We start from the raw sequence: 23169 nt of genomic DNA, 5'->3' as shown, positions 1-23169 counted from the left end.
GCTGCCGAAAAGTTCAAGCACCCGTCCGACGTTCAGCAAACGGGTGGTATCTTCAGATGACGCCCATGCACCAGGCGATGATTGATTTCTGCGCGTGGAGGCGGTTTTCCGCCTCGTCGAAGACCACCGATTGCGGGCCGTCGATCACCGCATCCGTCACCTCTTCACCGCGATGGGCCGGAAGGCAATGCATGAACAGGGCGTCCTTTTCAGCCTTGGCCATCAGCGCTTCGTTGACCTGATAGGGCTGGAAGATGTTGTGGCCGCGCGCCTTGTGTTCCTGGTTCATGGAAACCCAGGTGTCGGTCACCACGCAATCGGCGCCAGCGACGGCCTTTTCCGCATCATGATACAGTGCGATCTCGCCGCCATTGTTGCGGGCCCAGTTCAGGAACTTATCATGCGGTTCGGAACCCATGGGAACCGCCATCGTCATGCGATACCCGAACCGAGCCGAACCCTCGACGAAGGAATGGAGGACATTGTTGCCGTCGCCCGTCCAGGCAATGGTCTTGCCTTTTATCGGCCCACGATGTTCCTCGAAGGTCATGATGTCAGCCATGATCTGGCAGGGGTGCGTGTCATCGGTCAGGGCGTTGATGACAGGCACGGTTGCGTGTTCGGCAAGCTCAAGCAGACGCGAATGATCCGTTGTACGGATCATGATGGCGTCGACATAACGCGACAGGACCTTGGCCGTATCGCCGATCGTTTCGGCCCGGCCGAGTTGCATCTCCGTGCCAGAGAGGAAAAGCGTTTCGCCGCCAAGCTGGCGCATGCCGACATCGAAAGAGACCCGGGTGCGGGTGGACGGCTTTTCGAAGATCATAGCCAGCATCTTGCCGGCAAGCGGCTTTTCCGCTGTGCCGGCCTTGGTCGCCGCCTTGCGTGCCCGGGCATCATCGAGAATCGCCCGCAGGTCCTGCGAGCCGACGGCCGACAGGTCGAGAAAATGTTTAGGTGAAGCCATTTCAAACTGTCCCATGCTCGCGAGCCCCGGCAAAGAGGCCCGCCCTTTAGTGTTTTCTCAGGCGATTTTCGCCTGTTTTGCGGTCAGGGATGCGGCGGCCGCTTCCACGCGCGCCAGACCCTCACGGGCCTCCTCCGCGGTGGTGACGAGCGGCGGCAGGAGACGGATGACATTGTCACCCGCCGGTACACCAAGCAGATGTTCCGCACGCATGGCCTGGAGCAATTCACCTGAGGGGATCCTCGCCTTGATGCCGAGAAGCAGGCCTTCGCCGCGAATTTCCTCGATCACGTCGGGGTAACGATCCTTCAATGAGGCAAGCCCCTGGCGGAACACAAGCGCGACATCACGAACATTGTCCAGAAAGCCGTCAGCAAGAACAACATCAAGGACCGCATTGCCGACGGCCATCGCCAGCGGATTGCCGCCATAGGTCGTGCCGTGCACACCCGCCGTCATGCCGGAAGCAGCTTCGGCCGTTGCGAGGCAGGCGCCAAGCGGGAACCCGCCGCCGATACCCTTGGCAACCGCCATGATATCGGGCGCGACGCCGGTGTGCTCATAGGCGAAAAGCTTACCCGTACGTCCGACGCCGGTCTGAACCTCATCGAAGATCAGCAGCATGCCATGCTCGTCACAGAGCGAGCGCAGCAGTTGCAGGAATTCCTTCGCCGGCGCGCGGATGCCGCCCTCGCCCTGAATGGGCTCGATCAGCAGCGCTGCTGTTTCGGCCGTGATGGCGGCCTTCAGCGCATCGACGTCACCGAAGGGAACCTGATCGAAACCTTCGACCTTGGGACCGAAACCTTCGAGATATTTCTGTTGGCCACCGGCAGCGATCGTCGCCAGCGTCCGGCCATGGAAGGCGCCTTCAAAGGTAATGATGCGAAACTTCTCAGGATGGCCCTTGGAATAATGGTAACGGCGTGCGGTCTTGATCGCACATTCCAGCGCTTCCGCGCCGGAATTGGTGAAGAAAACCTTGTCGGCGAAGGTTGCTTCCGTCAGACGCTTGGCAAGCTTTTCCTGGCCCGGCACTTCATAGAGGTTGGAGACGTGCCAGACCTTTTCGGCCTGCGTCTTGATCGCCTCCACAAGGTGCGGATGGGCATGGCCCAGCGAATTCACAGCCACGCCAGCCGCAAAATCGAGATATCGCTCGCCGCTTTCCGTGTACAGCCAGACGCCCTCGCCTCGCTCAAAACGCAGGGGGGCTCTTGCAAATGTATCGAACAATGGCGCGGCGGCTTCGGCCATGGCTGTATCACTCCTTGCGCAAATGCGCTGTAAGACGGTTGTCAATAGGCTCTTAGGGTTATCCCTTGCCTGAAAATCAAAAATGCCGCCTCGCGGCGGCAGGGGCACTATTGTCACTTCGCTTGCCGATGTCAACAAAAGTCCGTATTCCCTAGGGTTCTCAAGCCCTAGTAGGTGGCTGGGCGCCAGACCCAAGGTGTTGCCTTTCTGACTCAACCCGCCAGCAAGTTGGGGAAAACCGCAAAATCGATTCGAGATGATTCCCGCGACTCTTGCCACGGAGTCTGCGTGGCACTAGGTTAATCGCTAATTACTAGACTGCAATGCGGCGGAACTAGTCACCAAAAATCAGGCAGAAACCACACTCGCGGCACTCCCGCGAGACGGAGAGGGATTCTGCCAAAAATACACGCGAAAAGCGGAGAAGCGGCATGAACTGGACAGACGAACGGGTCGAAAAGCTCAAGAAATTGTGGTCCGAGGGACTTAGCGCCAGCCAGATAGCAGCGCAGCTGGGCGGTGTTAGCCGCAACGCCGTCATCGGCAAGGTCCACCGTCTCAACCTGCCGGGTCGCGTCAAGGCTGGCGGTCCTGTCACTTCGGCGCGCACAGCGCCCAAGCGGACTGCTGCCCCTGCCCCTCGCGCGGCGAATTTTGCTGGCCGCGTCAACGCTGCACCGGCCCGGATCCTGACGCGTTCCAACGCCGCGACCGCCCTTCAGGAAGAGGTCGGCATCGAGACCGCGGAAGTTCTCGATTACGTTCCTTCCAGAAACGTCGTCACGCCAATCTCCCGTCGTCTGACGCTGACGGAACTGACCGAGCGCACCTGCAAATGGCCGGTCGGCGACCCCTTGAAAGACGATTTCCATTTCTGCGGCTGTGAAGCGCTGGAATCTTCGCCCTATTGCAAGTTCCATGCGAAACTCGCCTATCAGCCGGTAAGCGAGCGCCGTAAGGCTTGAGTGTTGCGGCACGCATTCGACACTCAAAAACTACGGGCCTTCGGGCCCGTTTTTTTGTGACAAAACCAGAGCGGATCGGGATCAACCACAACAAAAGACCCGACACCAATCCGGTTTCGGGCCTTTTGTTTTTCGCGGAAAATTACTTTGATGGAACGCGCCAGTCGGATGGCATCCGCTCAGGCTTCCATGGAATAGCCGGCGCCGCGCACCGTGCGGATGACATCCTGCATGTGCGAAAAATTAAGCGCCTTACGCAGGCGTCCGACATGCACGTCGACGGTACGCTCATCGACGTAGATATCATGGCCCCAGACACCATCGAGCAATTGCGAACGGGAGAACACCCTGCCCGGAGAGGTCATCAGGAATTCCAGAAGGCGAAACTCCGTCGGACCGAGACGCACTTCACGGCTTTTGCGGTGAACGCGATGCGTCTCGCGATCCAGTTCGATATCCCCGCATTTCAGCACCGAAGACAGAACCTCGGGGCGGGCCCGGCGGAGCATGGCCTTGACGCGGGCCATGAGTTCCGGCGTGGAGAACGGCTTGACGACATAATCGTCCGCACCCGTTGCGAGGCCACGAACACGTTCGCTTTCCTCGCCGCGAGCCGTCAGCATGATGATGGGCAGGCGTTCCGTTTCCGGCCGCATTCTGAGCCGACGGCAAAGCTCGATACCGGATACACCAGGCAGCATCCAGTCTAGAATGAGAAGATCGGGGGTACGTTCCTGAAGCCTGATTTCCGCCTCGTCACCACGGGGTATCGTGTCGACATCGTATCCCTCAGCCTCGAGATTGTAACGAAGAAGGACGCTGAGCGCTTCCTCATCTTCCACAACTGCAATCTTGGGCACCATATGCTGAACTCCGCAAGGCTTTGCCTGTCTCTTACTCGGTCACCGAACCGAGCGTGTTGGAACTGTCGTCCTTCGGACGCTCGCCCTCCGGCTGGCTGCCGGTGGTCATGTAATAGATTGTCTCGGCGATATTGGTGGCATGGTCGCCGATGCGCTCGATGTTCTTGGCGCAGAACAGAAGATGCGTGCAGGTCGTGATATTGCGCGGGTCCTCCATCATGTAGGTCAGAAGCTCGCGGAAGAGCGAGGTGTACATGGCATCGATTTCCTCGTCGCGCTCGCGGATGGCATTGGCCTTCTCGGCGGAGCGGGTCGAATAGACGTCGAGGACTTCCTTGAGCTGCACCAGCGCCAGTTCCGACAGGTGTTCGAGACCACGGGCAAGCTTGCGCGGCACGCCGGTGCCGGCAACCGCAATCACGCGCTTGGCCGTGTTCTTGCCAAGATCGCCCACACGCTCGAGATCGGCTGCAATACGCAGCGTGCCGATGATTTCACGAAGGTCTGCCGCCATCGGCTGGCGCTTGGCGATGGTGACGATTGCCTTGTCGCCGATCTCACGCTCGGCGTGATCGAGGATGGTGTCGTCAGAAATGACTTTCTGCGCCAGCGCGGCATCCGAGTTCACGAGCGCCCGCACGGCGTCGGCACACATCTGTTCGGCAAGGCCACCCATTTCCGAAATACGGCGTGTGAGGAATTTCAACTCCTCATCATAGGCGGACATGATATGCGAATGGGTCGTTGTCTGGTTCACGGTCTAGTCCTCCGGCTTGGCCTGCAGGCCGTGCCCGGAGCGGGACACGGCAGCGGCACCAGTCTTGTTCGGTTTCTTTGAAGCGCCGGCCTGTATCAGCCGAAGCGGCCCATGATGTAATCCTGCGTGCGCTGATCATCCGGATTGGTGAACATCTTGTCGGTTTCGTTTTCCTCAACAAGATGACCAAGGTGGAACATGGCGGTGCGCTGGGAAACACGCGCCGCCTGCTGCATGGAGTGCGTGACAATGACGATGGTGTAGTTTGTCCGCAGCTCGTGGATCAGTTCCTCGACCTTCGCGGTGGCAATCGGGTCCAGCGCCGAGCAGGGCTCGTCCATCAGGATCACTTCCGGGCTGACGGCGATCGCACGGGCGATGCAAAGGCGCTGCTGCTGGCCGCCGGAAAGGCCCGTGCCGGACTCATGCAGACGGTCCTTCACCTCGTTCCATAGACCGGCTCGCTGGAGGCTCTGCTCAACGATCTGGTCCATATCCGCCTTGTTGCGGGCGAGCCCGTGGATCCGCGGGCCGTAGGAGATGTTTTCGTAGATCGACTTCGGGAAGGGGTTCGGCTTCTGGAACACCATACCGACGCGGGCGCGCAGTTCCACCACATCGATCGCCTGGTCGTAGATATCGTCGGTATCAAGCGTGATCTTGCCGGTGACGCGGCAGCCGTCGATCGTGTCATTCATACGGTTCAGGGTGCGCAGGAACGTGGATTTGCCGCAGCCCGAGGGGCCGATCAGCGCGGTCACGGTGTTCTCCCGGACGTTGAGGTTCACGTCGTAAAGCGCACGCTTTTCGCCGTAATAAACCGATACGTCCTTACCGATCATCTTGTATGAGACTTCATTCATTTTCTTGTCCAGCGCCTTTTCAACTGCTGCTTCCGACAACATGTTCATTGCTCAATCTCCCTTTACCAGCGCCGTTCGAAGCGGCGACGCAACAGGATTGCGCCCACATTCATGACGATGAGGAACAAAAGCAGGATGATGATAGCGCCGGATGTCCGTTCGACAAAGGCGCGCTCTGCCTCATTCGCCCACATGTAAATCTGCACCGGCAGGGCCGTGGACGGATCCATCGGCGTTGTCGGATAGTTCGCGACGAATGCCACCATGCCGATGAGGAGCAGCGGCGCCGTTTCGCCCAGCGCATGCGCAAGGCCGATGATCGTGCCGGTCAGGATGCCGGGCATGGCAAGCGGCAGCACGTGGTGGAAGATCGTCTGCATCTTGGAGGCACCGAGACCGAGCGCCGCGGCACGGATCGAGGGCGGCACGGCTTTCAGGGCGGCGCGGGTCGCGATGATAATGGTCGGCAGCGTCATCAGGGTGAGCACAAGCCCGCCGACCAGCGAAGCCGAGCGCGGAAAGCCCATGAAGTTGATGAAGACGGAGAGACCAAGCAGACCGTAAACAATGGAGGGCACAGCCGCGAGATTGTTGATGTTTACCTCGATGAGGTCGGTCAGACGGTTCTTCGGGGCGAACTCTTCGAGATAGATCGAGGCGGCGACGCCGATCGGCAGCGACAGCACCAGCACGATCATCATCATGTAGAAGGAACCGATCAGCGCCACGCCGACACCTGCTGCTTCCGGACGGCTCGAATTGCCGTTGACGAAAATGCCGGTGTTGAAGTGTTTGGCAAGCTGGCCGCTTTCGGCGAGCTGGTTCATCCACCCGAGTTGCTGGTTGGAGATACGCCTGTTAGCTTCATCGGCACTCATATCGACCTGGCCCTTGAAGGCGCTATCGACATCGCCCGACGCCAGAAGCGTGACGGTGCGCGTGGTGCCGATGACGGCGGGATCGGCGACGACGATGTCGCGCAACTGCGTGCGTACGCTGTCGGAGATCAGGAGGTTGACGGCGCGAAGACCGGCCTTGTCGGTCGGCGCGACGCCGAGAACCTTGGCGACCGCATCGCGAGCGATGATGGGATAATTGGCCGTCATCAGCTTCGCCGGATTGGTGGCACGCTCATTCTTCGGGTCGATGATCTTTTCCGAAAACTCGACCGGAACGGTAATCATCGTCTGCTGGAACGCGGTGTAGCCCTTGGAGACCACCGAGAAAAGCAGCAGGAAGAGAAAGATGAGGCCGAAGGAAATCGCAGCCATGCCGTAGGCGCGGAAACGGCGTTCGGCGGCATAACGGCGCTTGATCCCGATATCGCGACGCGTGGCTCTGGTGACTGCGGGGGCGCCTCTTGCGGGAGAAACGATGTCGGTCATTCATATTGCTCCCGGTATTTGCGCACGATGTAAAGCGCGTAGATATTCAGGCAAAGCGTGATGGCAAAAAGCGTGATGCCGAGCGCGAAAGCGACCAGCGTCTGCGGCGAGGTGAATTCGAGGTCGCCGGTGAGCTGGCTGACGATCTTGACGGTGACGGTGGTCATCGGCTCGAAGGGGTTGAGCTGAAGACGGGCTGCCACGCCGGCAGCAAGAACCACGATCATGGTCTCGCCGATGGCGCGCGACGCCGTCATCAGCACGGCCCCGACGATGCCTGGAAGAGCGGCGGGAACGATGACCCTCTTGATGGTCTCGGAGCGCGTGGCGCCAAGGCCGAGCGAACCGTCGCGCAGCGAACGTGGAACGGCAGTGATGATATCATCCGACAGCGACGACACGTAGGGAATAAGCATGATGCCCATGACAAAGCCGGCGGTGATGACGCTCTGGGCCTGGATGAAGTTGGCGTAATTGCCAGTCGCCAGACCATTGATCTGCGTGGAAATGTCTCTGAGGAACGGGCCAACCGTCGTGAGTGCGAAGAAGCCGTAGACGATGGTGGGAATGCCGGCGAGCACCTCCAGCAACGGCTTGGCAACCGAGCGGAGGCGAGGCGAGGCATATTCCGACATGTAGATTGCCGAAAACAGACCCACGGGAACCGCAACGAGCATGGCGACGAAGCCGATGTAGAGCGTGCCAGCGAGCAACGGGATCAGGCCGAACTGCCCTGATGAGTCCGTAGCGCCCGCAGCGGCAAAACGTGGATCCCACACGGTCCCGAAGAAGAACTGGTGCGCCGGAACCATGGTGAAGAACTGGATCGCCTCCGTGAGCATCGACAGGACAATGCCGATTGTCGTAAGGATAGCGATGGAGGAGGCAACGATGAGCGCCGCAAGAATGACCTTCTCGACCTGATTGCGCGCCCGAAAGCGCGGAGCAATCGCCCGCAGCGCATAGATCGCACCACCGACCGCAGCCAGCAGCACGACGGCGATCATCGCGATGCGGCTTGTAGAGGTCATGGTATTCAGCGTCTGGGCGGCATCGATCATGAACCGCTGCGGGTCACCGGCGATCGCCACGCCCTTGGACGCCAGAAGCGGGCGGACGGCGGCAACGTCGGCGTCAATCTGCGCCATTTCCTCGGGCGTCAGGCGTTGTAGGCCACGGGCGATCGAGGTCACCATGCCATAGGTCAGGCTCTGCTGCGCTTCGGACTGCGCACGAACGTCTTCCGGGAAATTGCCACGGACTGCCGAGGTCACGACAAGCGGGCTGACGATGAGCCAGGCGCAGAGAATGAGCGCTGCCGGCAGAACCGTCCAGATAACGGCGTAGGAACCGTGGTAGCCGGCCCGTGAATGCATGTTGGAGGGGCGGCCTCCAGACAGGACAGCGGCTCTGCGGCTGCCCAGCAGATAGCTGCCGATGCCGATGAGCGCCAGTATCAGCAAAAGGATCGATGTGTTCATTAGAGTTCCCTCGGCGTGCCTCAGAAGCACGGTGCGATAGCGGGCAAATCAAAAAGTCATCAAAACGAGACCGCTGGACCACCCCAGGATGCTTGCCGCCTGACTGTATCATCGTCTGGCAAGCGTCAAGGTTGATACATCCTATCCATCTGCAATCCATCGACAATCATGTGGATGGTGATGACTAGGAACTGTCAACCGCGGCCAGGCGCGGCGGCAGCGGGAGCAAAAGGGGCACGGCAGAACCGTGCCCCTTTTTTATTACATCGTGGTGCCGGCTGCGAAGGCCGAGCGGATTTCTTCGCGCTCTGCGTCGGGAGCAGCAACGAGACCGTAGTTGGCAAGCGGAGAGTCAGGGCCGATCATTTCGTCGGACGTGAAGAACTCAACATATTCCTTCAGGCCCGGGATCACGCCCAGGTGAGCCTTCTTCACGTAGAAGAACAGCGGACGGGAAACCGGGTACTTGCCGCTGGCAACCGTTTCAGTGGACGGCACGACGCCCGAAACAGTCGCGACCTTCAGACGGTCGGCGTTGTTTTCGTAGAAAGCGAGACCAAACACGCCGAGGCCGGTCTTGTTGGCATCGATACGGGCAAGCGTTTCAGTGTAATCGCCGTCGATGTCGACAGCGGCGCCGTCCTTACGGACTGCAACGCACTTGGCAGCAGCCTGCTTGGCATCGGTGATGAGCGTCTTGATAACGTCGGTGGCGCCGGCTTCCTTGCAGCCGTCAGCCATGATCTTCTCTTCGAAGACTTCGCGCGTGCCGTGCTTGGAGCCCGGGATGTAGGCGGCGATCGCGACGTCGGGCAGTTCCTTGTTGATTTCAGACCATTTCTTGTAGGGGTTGGCAACGAGCTTGCCGTCCTTGACGACTTCAGCGGCGAGAGCGAGGTAAAGGTCCTTCGGCTCGAGCTTGATGTCCTTGTTGGACGAGTCCATCGCAAAAACGATGCCGTCGTAACCGATCTTCACTTCCTGGACGTCGGTGACGCCAGCAGCCTTGCAGGCAGCCAGTTCGTCTGCCTTGATCTTGCGCGACGCGTTGGCAATGTCGATGGTGCCTTCACCGACGCCCGAGCAGAACGCCTTCAGGCCGCCGCCGGTGCCGCCGGACTCAACGACCGGAGCCTTGAAGTTCGGGAAGGTTTCAGCAAAGGTCTCGGCAACGATCTTGGCGTAGGGAAGAACCGTGGAGGAACCGGCAACCTGGATCTGGTCGCGAGCAGCGGCGGCGCCAGCGAAGGCGACAGAAGCCACCAGAGCTGCTGCGGAAAATTTAACGAAGTTCATTTGTCTCTCCCGTCGTGGGCTTTGTTGTGGACGCAGCCGATAGCGACACTCGCTCTTAGCTTGCGCTCGGCGACCTCTTCATAACCACCGTAGCCACATCCTTTTATGTCACTTTGACGAAAGATTTGTGACAGCCTAAGTAATTGTTTGCGAATATCTATTTTCGTATATTTGAAAAATCGCCGTCCTCTATGTCAAAATCGGACGGTGAACTCCGTGCCAATCCCCAGTTCCGATTTAATGATAAGCCGGGCCCGATGGCGCGTGAGGATGTGCTTGACGATGGCGAGCCCGAGACCGGTCCCTTTTTTGGAACGACTATCGGCCACACTGACGCGATAAAAGCGTTCGGTGAGGCGCGGCACATGTTCTGCCGGAATGCCGGGCCCCTTGTCGATGACGCTGACCTCCACGGGACTGCCCGGCTCGGCCCGCAGCCAGACATCCACAAGCTTGCCTTCCTGACCATATTTGCAGGCATTCTCAACCAGGTTCTGGAAGACCTGCACCAATTCGTCGCGATCCCCCTGCACCTCGGCCGGGTGGTCGGGCAAATGGAGCGCAATCGTTACATTGAGCTCGCTTGCGAGCGGCAGCAGCGTATCACGCACATGACCGATGACGGGGACAAGATCGACCCTCTGATCCGGTGCGATATTTGCCCGCAATTCGAGGCGCGAAAGAGACATGAGGTCGTCTACCAGACGGCTCATGCGGGTTGCCTGATCGAGCATGATGGCGAGGAATCGTTCCTGCGCTTTCGGATCATTGCGCGCGGGGCCTTGCATGGTTTCAATGAAGCCGCGCAGCGACGCAAGCGGGGTGCGCAATTCGTGGCTGGCATTCGCAACGAAGTCACTGCGCATCCGGTCAATGCGGCGAAGTTCGGAGACGTCGCGGAAGGACAGGATGTAGAAGGGCGGACCAGCCCCCTCGCCCACATCCGCACGGCTGATGCGGACGATAAAGACCCTCTCAGACGGGAAGCGTTCTGAATGTTCGACCTGATTGGGCTGACCGGTGGCGATCGTTTCGCGAATGACGTCGAGCAAACCAGGCGAGCGCAGGCGGGCGGAGATATGTGCACCGGCAGGCAATTGCCCGAAAGCGCGTTCGGCGGCCACGTTCTGGAACATCACGCCGGCGTTTCCGTCGAGAATGAAGATGGGAGTATCGAGAACGGCAAGACCGGCCCGCAGGCCCGAGATGACGTTTTCGCCGGGCACGGCCGGCTCGTCGACTATGATCGGCGCTTCCTCGTCGTCATCGGCCAGGGGTCGTTTCTCGCCAGCGGAAAGGATTGCGATGGTGGCGCAAAGCCAAAGTGCTGCCGGCAAATAGGGCGAACTGAGCTCTGCGATCGCAACAATGGCAAGCATCGAGACGATAAAAAGCGGTAGCCAGTTCCCGGCAAACTGCCTCCCCAAACGCCTCAATCTGCCATCCCCCTCCATGACTGCCATATCAGCCTGCTTTCACTCTCATCCGCGCATCGAATCCTCATAGGCCAGCTTTATGACAGAGATTCATCGTTTTGAACCTTACACATCGTATATGCGCGAAATTCGCGCCGCAATCGCCGGCCGGCTGACGCACCAACCCGCTGATCGTCTTTCACTTGAAATCCGGCGGGGGATGTGAACTCATTGGCGTCGAGTTGCTTTTACACAACAACATCAGGAGGAAAAGCATGGTCGAAGAGACGAAGAAGCGGACAGTCGAGATGACTATTGGCGGCAAGCTGCGCAGCTTCGACATCGATGATCCGGTACTTCCAGACTGGGTGGAGGAAAAGAAACTCTCTGCCGGCAACTTTCCGTACGACAAGAAAATGAAGAGGGAAGACTACGACGCCGCGCTCGAAGCGCTGCAGATAGAACTTGTCAAAGTGCAATTCTGGCTGCAGGCGACCGGCAAAAAAGTCATGGCAGTGTTCGAGGGCCGTGACGCGGCAGGCAAGGGAGGCGCGATATTCGCGACGCACGCTTATTTGAACCCGCGCTATGCGCGCGTCGTGGCGCTGACGAAGCCAACGGAGACCGAACGGGGCCAATGGTATTTCCAGCGCTATATCTCACATTTTCCGACAGCCGGCGAATTCGTTCTTTTTGATCGCTCCTGGTACAACCGCGCCGGCGTAGAGCCTGTCATGGGTTTCTGCACCCCGGAGGAGCATAAGCGGTTCCTGAAGGAAACACCGCGTCTGGAAAAGATGCTGGTTCACGACGACATCCATCTTTTCAAGTTCTGGCTCGATATCGGCCGCGAGACACAGATCGAGCGTTTCCACGATCGCCGTCACAGCCCGCTGAAGTGCTGGAAGCTCTCGGATATGGACATTGCCGCGCTGACGAAGTGGGACGATTACACGGAGAAGCGCGATGAGATGCTGGACAGGACCCACACCGACGCCGCCCCCTGGACCGTCGTGCGCGCCAACGACAAACGCCGCGCGCGGGTGAACCTCATTCGCCACATTCTCCTGTCGCTGGATTATGACGGCAAGGATATGAATGCCATCGGCGAGATCGACGACAAAATATTGGGGTCCGGTCCCGATTTTCTCAAATAAGTCCAGCGAGACCGAGAGGCGCCGCGACGTCCGGGCGCCAGTCTTTTATTGGCCCGGCAAGATACGGACCGAATAGAGATTGACCTGGCGTCCGCTGCCGTCAATGTCGCTGTTGATGAAGACTTTTCCCGGTGCATTGGGAGCGATTGACCGCTCGAACGTCGCATTGAGCAGCATGTCCGCTCGCTCGGCAGTGGCCGTGAACCGGTGGCGCGAGCAATCGCCCAACGTCGAGAAATCACAGGAAACGGAAACCTGGGTCTGTCGGTCGCTGGAGGATTGCAGCGTGAGCGAGATGGTCGAGGATTTGCCGGCCATATCCCGCATGACTTCGACAGGAACTTCTATACTGACGGCGCCGTCCTGCGCCACGCTTTTCGAGGTCACGCGGAGCGCTTTACCAGCCGGTGTGGCGATATTTTCAACGGTTGCGCGCGGACCGGCGGAAACGCCGGAACTTCCACGTTCGGCATTAAAGACCTCGACCCAGTCATCGGAAAAACCACGACCGGCGGACAGGCTCGGCGCGGGCTCCGTGCCGTTAAAATCCTCCGCCTGCACCTGGGCGGGTGGATTGGGCACGCTCGTATCGCGCTGTTCAGGCGACAGCAGAAGCCCTGAAGAATAGACCCACCACGCACCAAACCCGATGAAGGCCAAAATCGTGACGTAGATGAAGAGACGGGCAAACAAACCGCGGCGCTTGCGGCGGCCGACAGCGCCTTCCGGGCGAAAAGCCAGCGATGAATCGGCAGCACTTGAGCCGCGTTTTGCCGCCTTGTCACCACGCCGTCCTGTTTTGATGGGCGCAGAAGCAACGGTCGCAGTGCCCGGGCGAACATCGCGGGTTTCCCCGCGCAACTCAGGCTCAACCGCCATATGATCGTGGGAGGCGGTCTCCGACACCGGATCGACCGAATGATCGTCCTGCCTCAGGCTCTCCGGCGTCAGGGTTTCCGCTGGCGGGCGCAATTGTTGCTCCACCCTGTCGAGGAGACGGTTTCGCTCTTCATTCTCGATCTGGTGGATCAGTCCTTCGAGCCGCTGACGTTGCTGCGCGACAACCTGCGGATCGTCAATGCCCTGCTTGCGCAGACCTGCTTCCAGCGCCTGACGCGATGATTGGTAAATCCGTGCACGAACTTCGGCGTTCGATCTGTCCGATTTTTCCAGAGCATTTCTGATTGCCGTTTCCAGTCCGCTCACGACCGATCCTTGTTCTATTACGCTGTGCAAAACATGCGGCGCTGCGCCATGGGTTCACGATTCGGTAACGGCTATGAGCCCCCTCCGCAAGCATCGTTTATGATAAAGATCGGATTGTCTTGAGGAAAATCGGTTCATTGTGGCGCGACGAACGCAGATCGCCGCAGCAAATGCCGCACTGTTTTTGCTTTCAATCCCCGCCCGAACGCGGTATTGGCTTACGTGCGCGTAAACGTAAATCGTGGGAGGAGACATGCTACCGTCCGTGCTGAGAGACAATCTGCGTCTTCCGGTCATAGCATCACCGCTATTCATCATTTCACATCCGCAATTGACGCTGGCGCAGTGCAAGGCTGGCGTCATCGGCGCTTTCCCGGCACTCAACGCTCGGCCCGAAAGCCAGCTTGACGAATGGCTGGCGATGATCACCGAGGAGCTGGACGCGCATACTCGCGCCAATCCCGAACGCCCGGCAGCGCCCTTTGCGGTCAACCAGATCGTGCACATGTCCAATCGTCGGCTGGAACATGATCTTGGATTGTGCGTGAAATACAAGGTGCCAGTGGTTATCTCGTCCCTGGGCGCCGTGCCGGAGGTTAACGCCGCCGTGCATTCCTATGGCGGCATCGTGCTGCATGACGTGATCAATGATCGTCATGCCCGCTCCGCCATACGCAAGGGCGCGGACGGGTTGATCGCAGTTGCGACCGGCGCCGGCGGCCATGCGGGCACGCTTTCGCCCTTCGCGCTCGTTCAGGAAATCCGTGAGTGGTTCGACGGCCCGCTTCTGCTGGCAGGGGCGATCGCCAATGGCGGCTCCATTCTGGCGGCGCAGGCCATGGGCGCTGACATGGCCTATATCGGCTCCCCCTTCATCGCGACGGAGGAAGCCCGTGCTTCTGACGCTTACAAGAAAGCCGTCGTCGAAGCGCAGGCCAAGGACATCGTTTATTCCAACTATTTCACGGGCGTACACGGGAATTATTTGAAAAGCTCCGTCATCGCCGCCGGCATGGATCCAGACAATCTTCCTGAGGCCGATCCCTCGAAAATGGATTTTGAAACCGCAACCGGCGGCGCCAAGGCTTGGAAGGATATATGGGGTGCTGGACAAGGCATCGGCGCCGTCAAGGCCGTTGAATCAGTCGCCGGTCTCGTTGACCGTCTCGCAATAGAATATGAAACGGCGAAAAAGTGGCTCTGCGCCAGCGCTTGATGTTGAACTCAATCGACGCACAGGCAAAGCTTTTTGCGGAAATTTTAAAACCACCACATTCAAGGCTTGAAATCCGTCGGCATTGCCTGTATCAGCCCGCCATGAAGCTGATCCGCGACATGCGGGTCACGATCGTGCCGCTTTAGCTCAGTTGGTAGAGCACGTCATTCGTAATGACGGGGTCACGTGTTCGAGTCACGTAAGCGGCACCATTTCCTTATTTTCTATCTTGTGTTCAGGTATTGGCACCCGGTCAACGAGCCATGGGCTATTGACATAGTTGTACCAGGTACATGGCCGGACTTACCGGCCGACCATGTAGACGCTGGTCTTCAACGGACGATCACGCCATAAACCTGGGTGTCTGATCGATAACGCGGGCCGTGACGATAATCGCCGCGCCAGTGGTCGCGATGCCGCCACTCCCTATGGTGTCGCCAGTTTCGCCGATCGTAATCCCGGTAATATCTGTCGCGATCGTAAGATCGATAATAGACGCCTGACGAGTAGTATCCACCAGTGCGATAGCCGCCATCCTCAACGCATCCACTCAGGACGCCAACGGATAGAAGGCAGATTGCTGCGGTTAAAAGCTTCATGATCCAGTCTCCAATGACCCGGTTCAACGTTTGTCCACGTCCCCAGTTCCTTGGACAAAGTGATGATGGGCGCCTGAACCGGCACTGAACGAAGGCTCCCGCAATCGTCGTGGCGTCCCGCTGATAAGGCGGGAGTACCATACCTCTTCGAGGGGGTCATGAGAGATAACTTTCTTCCGGTTATCGGCTTTCCTTGTGGATAGCATTGAAACAAACCGCACGCCGTCGACGTTGATTATTCAGTTTGGTCAACTGGAACAATTATCGTGGACGTTATCCGTATCCTCATCGCTATTCTCTTGCCGCCTGTCGGCGTCTTTCTTCAGGTCGGTCTCGGCCTGCATTTCTGGCTGAACATTCTGCTGACGCTTTGTGGTTATGTTCCGGGAATTATCCACGCAATCTGGGTGATCCTGCGCCGATAAGCGCGCAGTGAGGATCGAACGCCCACAACATTTTAGTACGTGATTAAATTCTTGCTTGCCGCTGGAACCTCGCCGGCGTCCTCACGTTATGGTGATGAACCAGCCAAGGAGACAATCATGAACCAGATCATCTACATCGTCGGCCTCGTCGTCATCGTCCTCGCCATTCTGTCTTTCTTTGGCTTCCGCTGATCCCCGTTGTCAATTCGATCACTTGCGCATATCCTGAGTTCAGGTAACACGCGACTTCAGTCATTGGTTACTCTGCTGTCGCGTGTATTTCGGGATCGCGTTGCTCTGGGAGGTGCACGATGAAGAACGAGATATGGACAGAACCCGTCGAGGTCAATCTTGAGGCCAACGGCAAAAGCATGATCGCTGGCCCCTTTGAAGCATTGAGGCTCCTAACCGAAGGCTGGCCAAAGACTGGCGGATTGAGTTTCGTAAGGGCAAGAAGCGCCTGCCGCGCCGCCGTCGATGGACGAAAATCGCCGGAAGAAGCCCGCAAATGTTTCACTGATGCGGTTTCGGAGATGCAGAAAACCCCTCACTGAGGCATTAAGAAAACGGCTCCCAAAGGGAGCCGTTCTTTTGTGGTCTTCCAACGACCTGCTGGGCGGAAGCGGTTTACGGCAACCTTACATCCAGTAGGGCGCAACGCCGTAATAGTCATAGACCTTGCGATCCTTGGCATAAAGCAGATCATCATCATCAAGATTGGTGAAGTGGGGCGCGTTTTCGATCTGCTCCTTGGTGAGGTCGATACGATAGCCGTCCAATTCCTCGTCGTAGTGGAGCTTTTCCCACGGCAGCGGGTAATAGTCGTCGCCAATCCCGAGGAAGCCGCCGAAGCTCAGCACAGCATAGGCAACACGCCCACCACGTTTTTCGAGGATGATCCGCTGGATCGAACCGATGTGTTTTCCGTCAGCGCCGTAGACGCGGGTGCCCTCTACCTTGTCGCTGGCGATGAGGCTCGGCGTGTCCTTGACGTAGGGATCCTGACCGGCACGGGGTTCCTGATGCAACATGATAGTTTCCTCCATGAATTTCTTCGTTGGTGTCACGTCATGTAAATGCCTCCACGCCAAAATCGTTCCCGGTGGAAGTCACGGGCGCCGGCTGGGATTCTAAGGGCATCGGTTACGAAATTCGGCTAGTGGCGCCGCTTCTGCCAGACCGACGGTGAAACGCCGACCATCTTGCGAAAGACCCGGGAAAAATGCGCCTGGTCGGAAAAGCCGGCTGCGATGGCGATATCGGTGAGCGGCATGTCGGGTTTCGCCATCAGTTCCTTCACGCGATCCATGCGCGCCTGCATCTGCCACTGATGCGGTGGAACGCCGGTAGAGGCCTTGAACGCATGGCTGAAATGGGATTGCGAAAGATTGGTGAGCTGCGCCAACTCTTCCAACCGGATCGACCGCAGACAATTCTCGCGAATATAATCTGTCGCGGCGCGCAATTGCCAGGCGGCAAGCTTGCTGCGTTTCCTCACCGGCTCCCGCCTGACCTTCAGGTAATCCGTGAGCAGCGCAAGCACGAGACTTTCCCCATAGAGATCGTGAAGGGGATCAGGATTGTCACATTCCGCGGCAATCAACCGGGCGAGCGCCAGAAGCTTCTCGTCCTCGAACATGAGATGCGGGTCCAGCAGCCCGTGCGGATCGAACCCCTGCACCAGGCGCGCGCCTAGCAGTCCCGCGTCGAAATGCAGATCGAGATGACGCACAAAGGAGACATTGCTGAGTTCGGCCTCAACGTCCAGATCGGCGGGGACGAAAGATATGCGATTTGCCCTGGACGCCACATGCATGTCACGGCGATGCCGGTTCATCATGAACCGGCCGTCATCCTTCCCGTCCATATCGAGGAGGAAAACAAACCGCGGGTCCTTGCCAACGTAATGGCCGCCTGCCTTCGGGGCGCAACGCACATCCCAGAGGTCGGCGACGATGCCGTTCCAGACACGCGAGCGTGGGCCGCCGATGACGGCGAAACCCTCGATCTCGTTTTCCATCCGCACTCGGAAGGCCATGGCTTCTCAATCCAGCAAAGCGCCACGGCGCCACTATAAACATGATTATTAATTTCATGTTTATAGTGGCAAACCGCAAATCACGCAATGGCGGGCAGCGGGCGCCGTCTCACCACTTCTTGGAGAGCTTGAAGGTGATGGTGCGGCTATCGCCCCAACCGCAGACCGAAACGCCGGCGCAGCTTTTCACGTATTCCTTGTCGAAGACATTGGCGACGTTCACGGATGCGGTCCAGTCGTTCTTTTCGTAACGGATTGCCGCATCGAAGACGGCGGCATCCGGCACCCGCAGCGTATTGGCTGCATCTGCCCAGGATTTACCCTGGTAACGCACACCTCCGCCGATGCTGAGGCCTTCGAACGTATCATCGGTAAAGGCGTAATCGAGCCAGAGCGATGCGGCGTGGGCCGGCACGATCCACGGCGATTTGCCGATGAGATCAGGATTGGCGTCGCGGGTGATGTCGAGATCGGTGTAGGAATAGGAGGCGAGCGCCTTCCAGTTCTCGGTGAGATTGGCTTTCGCTTCCAGCTCGAAGCCGGTCGATTCCACCTGTCCGAACTGGCCGCTCGTCGTGATGCCCCCGGACGTGTAGGAGACGATGGCGTTGTCTTTGACCAGCTTGAACACGGAGGCCGTGATGCTGCCGTCGAAGAAGGTCGGCTCGTATTTGATGCCCGCCTCGAACTGATGTCCCTCCTCCGGAACCGCAGAGCTGCCATCTGCGAGTGTATCGATCAGCGGATTGAAGAAGGTGGCGACCGAAACATAGGGCGTCAGGCCATTGTCGAATTCGTAAGCCAGACCGGCGCGGCCACTCAGCGCGTCGTCATTGGAGCGACGCGAGAGGCCTGCCGGCAGTCTGTTGTCGAGCTCCGTGTCCACATAGTCGTAGCGGCCGTTCAAGGTCAGCAGCCAGCCGTTGCCAAAACGCAGCTGATCCTGCGCATAGATGCCGATCTGCTGCTGGGTCACGATGTTGTCGGCATAGACGAAATTCGTTCCCTGCGTCGAGCCGTAAGAGGGCCTGAGAGCGCCGATGGCGTTCGATCCGCAGCAAGCCTGCACCTGATCCAGGCGGTAATATTTGTAATCCAGGCCAAAGAGCAGCGAATGGTTGACAGCACCGGTATCGAACTGACCTTCGACGCGGTTGTCGACGCCGAAGCTATCAACCTTCGACACGCCGTCATAACCGAAACGGGTCAGCATGTAGTCGTTGGTCACGGGGTCGAGGATTGGCTGGCCGCTGGCATCCGCGTTGGCCCAGCCGCCGGTATACGGACCTTTCTCGTGCTTGTAGAGATGGCCGTAGCGCGCGTTCTGGCTGACCTTCCAGCCATTGTCGAATTCGTGGCTGACCTCGTAACCGACCATCGACTGGTAGACCCGGCCATTGTCAATATCCGGCTCTCCATAGAATGCCTTGCGGTCGAGCTTGCCGAAAGACGCGTCCACGACCGTACCGACATAGGGCAGGAAGCCGTTGCCGACATGGACCTGATCAAGCGCGGAGAAATAGCCGTACAGTGTCGCGCTGGTCTGCGCATCCGGTTCGAAGGTGATCTGGGGCATGATGAAACCGCGCAGATCCTCGGAATAATCGGTATAATTGTCGCCGCCGGAGACTTTGCCCGTGACTCTATATTTCCAAACGCCCTGCTCATCGACCTTGTCGCCGAGATCGAAACCGAAGAAGGCGTTGCCGAAATTGTTGATGCCGATCTCGGTTTCACGAATCGGCTGGTCCTGCGGGCGCTTGCGAACCATCTGCACGATGCCGCCCGGATTGGCGCCGCCATAAAGCACCGATGCCGGACCTTTCAGGATTTCGACACGCTCCAGACCATAAGCGTCCATTTGGAAACCACCGAACCCGTAGCTGAACAGGTTTAACCCATCGAGAAACACGCCCGTCTGCGTCGCCTGAAACCCGCGGATGTAGAACCAGTCCGTGTCCGGGTCGGAGCCAAAGGGTTCGGTGGTCACGCCGGGCGTATAGCGCAGCACCTCATCGATCTTTGTTACGGCACCGCGGTCATCCATTTCCTGGCGGCCGACAACCGAAACGGACTGGGGGATGTCTTTTGCTTCCGTTTCAGTTTTCGATCCCGTCGCGCTCTTCTTTGCGACATAACCCCGGACCGGGCCCGTGGCGTTCTCCACGCCCTGCCCGTCAACGGTAATTTGCTGCAATACGGTCGTTTCCTGCGCTTGGCCCATCGCCGGCCCAAGCAAAACAAAAACAGCCGTTCCCAGCGCCAGACGGTTCAAAAACATCTCATGCAGATTTTTCAAGATACGCCCCGAAACAGATAGCGGCCGGTGACCATATTCGACCAGCCGCAACACCTCAATTAAGATGAGTGCTTACATCAAGATTAAGGCAACGCGCTTGTCGTTTTCCGGGACGATTTGAAGCTTATTGGCTTCTCGCGCGGTTTCCCCGCTTCCAGTGACATGCGAGACGGCGCTGTCAACCCTGACGACGGCCGATCCTCGCCAGCAGCACCACCGGAAGAACGCCGATGACGACAATCGCCAGCGCTGCGATGGACGCTTCCTCATAGGTCCCACGCGCCGCTTCGCCATAAAGATGGGTCGCGAAGGTTTCGAAATTGAGCGGACGCAGGAGAAGCGTTGCGGGAAGCTCCTTGACGCAATCCACGAAGATCAGCAGTGCGGCCGCAGCCAGCGATGCCTTGGACAGCGGCAGATGGATTTGGCGGAATGTCTGCGTTGCCGATCGACCCAGCGTTCGCGCAGCATGATCGAAGGATTGCGGAATGCGGCTGAGACCGGCATCGACGCTGCCGGCCGCGATGGTCAGGAACCGTGCGGTGTATGCATAGATCAACGCGGCACCGCTGCCGATGAAGATGAGGCCTGTCGATATGCCGAACCATTGACGCATGGTCTGATCGACGAACCGATCAAAACCGCCAAGTGCGATGAGGACGCCGATGGCGATGACGGTGCCGGGAGCCGCATACCCGACCGTCGACAGCCGAAACGACCAGAGTGACACCCGACCCGGCGCAAGCCGCATGGCGTAGGCAACCGCAAGCCCGAGGATAAGGGTGATCGCGGTCGCCAGCCCGGCAAAGAGGATCGTGTTCAGAGCCTCTTCGGCAAAACGGGCAGACAGTCCGCTGAAACGGAACCGCTTCCACGCCTCGATGATGAGATAACTCGCCGGACCTGCAAAACCGACCACAACAGGCATGCTGCCGAGTGTGAAAGCGATCCAGCCCTTCAAACCGGAGAGCCGCAATGGCCCGAGCGCCCTGCTCTTCTGGGCGGACACCGAATAACGCTGCTTTCGCCGCGCCCAGCGTTCCAGCGCAACGAGGGCAACGACGATAAAGAGCATGGAAAGCGCGATCTGGGCCGCGCCTGGCAGGTCTGATTTCGTGACCCAGGTGGTATAAACGGAAACGGTGAGCGTACGAACGCCGAGGAATTCCGACGCGCCGATATCATTCAGCGCTTCCATCAGCGCCAGACTGACACCGACCGCAATGGCCGGGCGGGCCAGCGGCACCGCGACTTTGAAGAAAGCCGCGCGTCTGGAAACGCCGAGTGTCCGCGCCGCTTCCATCAGATTGCCCGCCTGCGTCAGGAACATCGCCCGGACGGGAATATAGACATAGGGAAACAGCACGAAGCCCAAGAGGAGGATGCAGCCCGTCATGGACCTGATATCCGGCAGGCGAAACTCGCGCGGGCTGGAGTAACCCAGCAGCCAGCGGACTGCGCCCTGAACCGGCCCGATGGGATGGAGAATATCCAGATAGGCATAAGCAACGATATAGGTCGGCATGGCGAGCGGCAGAAGCAGCGCCCATTCCAGCACCCTGCGGCCGGGGAAATCGTAGGCAGTGACCAGCCAGGCGGCACAGGTGCCGATGATGCCTGCCAGCAGCCCGACACCGGCAAGAAGGATTGCGGTCTCCGGCAGGGCCGTCGCAAGAACGGTTGAGCCGAGATGCGTCCAGAGACCTTCCGACCCCTGCAAGGCCTGCGAGACCAGCGCCAGAACCGGCACCATGGCGCCACAAACCGCCAGCACGGAGATGCACAGCCACCAGACGGACGATGATGGCGTGGCTCGGGCGGGAGACAACGAGGGCTGGGCGGCGGCTGGGTTCATCTGCTCTTGTAAAATGCGCGGAAAGGCGCCCGCGGCTGCGAGCGCCTTCCACTGTGTTATCGTTGGCTTGCTTACTTGTCGAAGCCGACCTTGTCGACCAGCTCGCTCGCCTGCTTGCGGTGCGAGACGATTTCGGTCAGCGGCTTGTTGTCGATTTTCAGCGTGCCGAAGGAAGCGACGATCTCATTGAGAGCCGCACCCTGCCGGACCGGATATTCGAAGTTGGCCTCGGCGTAGATCTTCTGGGCTTCGTCGGATACGAGATACTCGAGAAGCTTGACGGCTTCCGCCTTGTTCGGTGCGTTTTTCGCTACCGCAGCACCCGAGATATTCACCTGCGTGCCGCCATTCTTGAACGTCGGCAGGACAACCTTGATCGCCTCGCCCCACTTCACCTGCTCTTCGCCGCCCTTACCAGAACGCATCAGGCCAACATAATAGGAATTGGCAATGCCGATGTCGCAAATCCCGCCGAGGATGTCCTTGGCAACATCGCGGTCACCGCCGCCTGCCTTGCGGGCAAGGTTGTCCTTGACGCCGGCAAGCCATTTTTCGGTGTCAGCAGCGCCGTAATGGGCGATATAATCGGCAAAGAGCGCCGTGTTATAGGGGTGCTGACCAGCACGAATGCAGACCTTACCCTTCCATTTCGCATCGGCAAGGTCTTCGTAGTTGAAGGAAGAAAGATCGAGGTCCTTGGCCGCATAGAGAACGCGGGCACGCATGGAGAGCGCAAACCAATGACCCTTGGCGTCGCGCAGTTCGGCGGGAACGGCCTTCGTCAGCGTTTCGGATTCGACCGCCTGCGTAACGCCCTTTTCCGCGAGATCAACCAGGTTTCCTGCGTCGACGGTCATCAGAACGTCGGCAGGGGAGCTTGCGCCCTCGCTCAGAACGCGCTCGGCAAGACCGTCCTTCAGGAATACGGTGTTGACCTTGACGCCGCTGGATGCGGTGAAGGATTCGAGCAGCGGCTGGATCAGGCCCGGTTCGCGGGTCGTGTAGATATTGAGTTCGGCAGCATTCACCGCTCCGGCCGCAAAGGCAACCGTGCTGGCGAGCAGCGCAATTTTCGTCAATGTCGTCATGTTTCGTGTCCCTCTCCGATAGCGGCAATGGAAG

General features: G+C 58.9%; 23 protein-coding genes and 1 tRNA gene. 8 read left to right on the top strand and 16 right to left on the bottom strand.

What is annotated here, in order from left to right:
- Positions 1 to 52: 52 nt before the first annotated feature.
- Positions 53 to 970 (bottom strand): ornithine carbamoyltransferase, encoded by a 918-nt coding sequence (argF, locus tag ACUTJJ_RS03120; RefSeq protein WP_063949819.1) that lies wholly within the window; start codon positions 968 to 970, stop codon positions 53 to 55.
- A 57-nt stretch (positions 971 to 1027) separates the two neighbouring features.
- On the bottom strand, positions 1028 to 2227 hold the full coding sequence (locus tag ACUTJJ_RS03115) for an aspartate aminotransferase family protein (protein WP_144575977.1): 1200 nt from the start codon (positions 2225 to 2227) through the stop codon (positions 1028 to 1030).
- A gap of 431 nt (positions 2228 to 2658) precedes the next feature.
- Here ACUTJJ_RS03115 and ACUTJJ_RS03110 point away from each other — a divergent pair, with 431 nt between their 5' ends.
- Positions 2659 to 3192, top strand: a complete 534-nt coding sequence (locus ACUTJJ_RS03110) for a GcrA family cell cycle regulator (RefSeq protein ID WP_063949636.1) — start codon at positions 2659 to 2661, stop codon at positions 3190 to 3192.
- A 179-nt stretch (positions 3193 to 3371) separates the two neighbouring features.
- Here ACUTJJ_RS03110 and phoB read toward each other — a convergent pair whose 3' ends face one another.
- The 7 genes from phoB to phoR all read right to left on the bottom strand — a co-directional run bounded on the left by phoB (position 3372) and on the right by phoR (position 11300).
- Positions 3372 to 4055: a phosphate regulon transcriptional regulator PhoB gene (gene phoB, locus ACUTJJ_RS03105; RefSeq protein WP_063949635.1), complete on the bottom strand. Its 684-nt coding sequence runs from the start codon at positions 4053 to 4055 to the stop codon at positions 3372 to 3374.
- Between the two features lie 31 nt (positions 4056 to 4086).
- Positions 4087 to 4782: a phosphate signaling complex protein PhoU gene (gene phoU, locus ACUTJJ_RS03100; RefSeq protein ID WP_063949818.1), complete on the bottom strand. Its 696-nt coding sequence runs from the start codon at positions 4780 to 4782 to the stop codon at positions 4087 to 4089.
- 125 nt (positions 4783 to 4907) lie between these two features.
- Positions 4908 to 5723: a phosphate ABC transporter ATP-binding protein PstB gene (pstB, locus tag ACUTJJ_RS03095; protein WP_063949634.1), complete on the bottom strand. Its 816-nt coding sequence runs from the start codon at positions 5721 to 5723 to the stop codon at positions 4908 to 4910.
- Positions 5724 to 5737: 14 nt separating this feature from the next.
- The gene (gene pstA, locus ACUTJJ_RS03090; RefSeq protein WP_445541260.1) at positions 5738 to 7060 is read right to left on the bottom strand and encodes a phosphate ABC transporter permease PstA; all 1323 of its coding nucleotides are present in this window, start codon (positions 7058 to 7060) and stop codon (positions 5738 to 5740) included.
- Entirely contained in the window at positions 7057 to 8541 is a 1485-nt protein-coding gene (pstC, locus tag ACUTJJ_RS03085; RefSeq protein WP_445541259.1) for a phosphate ABC transporter permease subunit PstC, read from the bottom strand. Before pstC ends, pstA begins: the two co-directional genes overlap by 4 nt.
- A gap of 261 nt (positions 8542 to 8802) precedes the next feature.
- On the bottom strand, positions 8803 to 9837 hold the full coding sequence (locus tag ACUTJJ_RS03080; RefSeq protein ID WP_063949631.1) for a substrate-binding domain-containing protein: 1035 nt from the start codon (positions 9835 to 9837) through the stop codon (positions 8803 to 8805).
- Between the two features lie 194 nt (positions 9838 to 10031).
- Positions 10032 to 11300, bottom strand: coding sequence for a phosphate regulon sensor histidine kinase PhoR (gene phoR, locus ACUTJJ_RS03075; protein ID WP_404494208.1), 1269 nt, complete (start codon positions 11298 to 11300; stop codon positions 10032 to 10034).
- 227 nt (positions 11301 to 11527) lie between these two features.
- Here phoR and ppk2 point away from each other — a divergent pair, with 227 nt between their 5' ends.
- Positions 11528 to 12409 (top strand): polyphosphate kinase 2, encoded by an 882-nt coding sequence (gene ppk2, locus ACUTJJ_RS03070; protein ID WP_445541258.1) that lies wholly within the window; start codon positions 11528 to 11530, stop codon positions 12407 to 12409.
- A gap of 45 nt (positions 12410 to 12454) precedes the next feature.
- Here ppk2 and ACUTJJ_RS03065 read toward each other — a convergent pair whose 3' ends face one another.
- A complete protein-coding gene (locus tag ACUTJJ_RS03065) occupies positions 12455 to 13615 on the bottom strand; it encodes a hypothetical protein (protein ID WP_445541257.1) in 1161 nt (386 codons plus the stop codon).
- A gap of 253 nt (positions 13616 to 13868) precedes the next feature.
- On the opposite strand from ACUTJJ_RS03065, the gene ACUTJJ_RS03060 reads away from it, so the two are divergent.
- The 3 genes from ACUTJJ_RS03060 (at position 13869) to ACUTJJ_RS03050 (ending at position 15043) form a co-directional block, all read left to right on the top strand.
- Positions 13869 to 14831, top strand: a complete 963-nt coding sequence (locus tag ACUTJJ_RS03060; protein WP_445541256.1) for an NAD(P)H-dependent flavin oxidoreductase — start codon at positions 13869 to 13871, stop codon at positions 14829 to 14831.
- Positions 14810 to 14977, top strand: coding sequence for a hypothetical protein (locus ACUTJJ_RS03055; RefSeq protein ID WP_445541255.1), 168 nt, complete (start codon positions 14810 to 14812; stop codon positions 14975 to 14977). Before ACUTJJ_RS03060 ends, ACUTJJ_RS03055 begins: the two co-directional genes overlap by 22 nt.
- Positions 14968 to 15043, top strand: a tRNA-Thr gene (locus tag ACUTJJ_RS03050). Before ACUTJJ_RS03055 ends, ACUTJJ_RS03050 begins: the two co-directional genes overlap by 10 nt.
- Before the next feature lie 120 nt (positions 15044 to 15163).
- Here ACUTJJ_RS03050 and ACUTJJ_RS03045 read toward each other — a convergent pair.
- Positions 15164 to 15430, bottom strand: coding sequence for a hypothetical protein (locus ACUTJJ_RS03045; RefSeq protein ID WP_445541254.1), 267 nt, complete (start codon positions 15428 to 15430; stop codon positions 15164 to 15166).
- A 266-nt stretch (positions 15431 to 15696) separates the two neighbouring features.
- Here ACUTJJ_RS03045 and ACUTJJ_RS03040 point away from each other — a divergent pair, with 266 nt between their 5' ends.
- The 3 genes from ACUTJJ_RS03040 to ACUTJJ_RS03030 all read left to right on the top strand — a co-directional run bounded on the left by ACUTJJ_RS03040 (position 15697) and on the right by ACUTJJ_RS03030 (position 16409).
- Entirely contained in the window at positions 15697 to 15855 is a 159-nt protein-coding gene (locus ACUTJJ_RS03040) for a YqaE/Pmp3 family membrane protein (RefSeq protein ID WP_077224834.1), read from the top strand.
- Between the two features lie 39 nt (positions 15856 to 15894).
- Positions 15895 to 16047, top strand: coding sequence for a hypothetical protein (locus ACUTJJ_RS03035; RefSeq protein ID WP_155737521.1), 153 nt, complete (start codon positions 15895 to 15897; stop codon positions 16045 to 16047).
- A gap of 119 nt (positions 16048 to 16166) precedes the next feature.
- Positions 16167 to 16409: a DUF982 domain-containing protein gene (locus tag ACUTJJ_RS03030; protein WP_445541253.1), complete on the top strand. Its 243-nt coding sequence runs from the start codon at positions 16167 to 16169 to the stop codon at positions 16407 to 16409.
- 84 nt (positions 16410 to 16493) lie between these two features.
- Here ACUTJJ_RS03030 and ACUTJJ_RS03025 read toward each other — a convergent pair whose 3' ends face one another.
- The 5 genes from ACUTJJ_RS03025 to ACUTJJ_RS03005 form a co-directional block, all read right to left on the bottom strand.
- The gene (locus ACUTJJ_RS03025; protein WP_035214685.1) at positions 16494 to 16886 is read right to left on the bottom strand and encodes a PRC-barrel domain-containing protein; all 393 of its coding nucleotides are present in this window, start codon (positions 16884 to 16886) and stop codon (positions 16494 to 16496) included.
- 125 nt (positions 16887 to 17011) lie between these two features.
- A complete protein-coding gene (locus ACUTJJ_RS03020) occupies positions 17012 to 17893 on the bottom strand; it encodes a helix-turn-helix domain-containing protein (protein WP_445541252.1) in 882 nt (293 codons plus the stop codon).
- Positions 17894 to 18002: 109 nt separating this feature from the next.
- Positions 18003 to 20192 (bottom strand): TonB-dependent siderophore receptor, encoded by a 2190-nt coding sequence (locus ACUTJJ_RS03015; protein ID WP_445541251.1) that lies wholly within the window; start codon positions 20190 to 20192, stop codon positions 18003 to 18005.
- A 178-nt stretch (positions 20193 to 20370) separates the two neighbouring features.
- Positions 20371 to 22047: an ABC transporter permease gene (locus ACUTJJ_RS03010; protein WP_445541250.1), complete on the bottom strand. Its 1677-nt coding sequence runs from the start codon at positions 22045 to 22047 to the stop codon at positions 20371 to 20373.
- A 71-nt stretch (positions 22048 to 22118) separates the two neighbouring features.
- Positions 22119 to 23135 carry an extracellular solute-binding protein gene (locus tag ACUTJJ_RS03005; protein WP_063949586.1) on the bottom strand — a complete coding sequence of 339 codons (1017 nt, stop codon included), beginning with the start codon at positions 23133 to 23135 and terminating at the stop codon, positions 22119 to 22121.
- Positions 23136 to 23169 lie beyond the last annotated feature (34 nt).

The organism is Agrobacterium sp. DKPNP3 (assembly GCF_052686535.1).
Note: the sequence above shows the minus strand (reverse complement) of the source record. Positions and strands in the feature narration are given on the sequence as shown.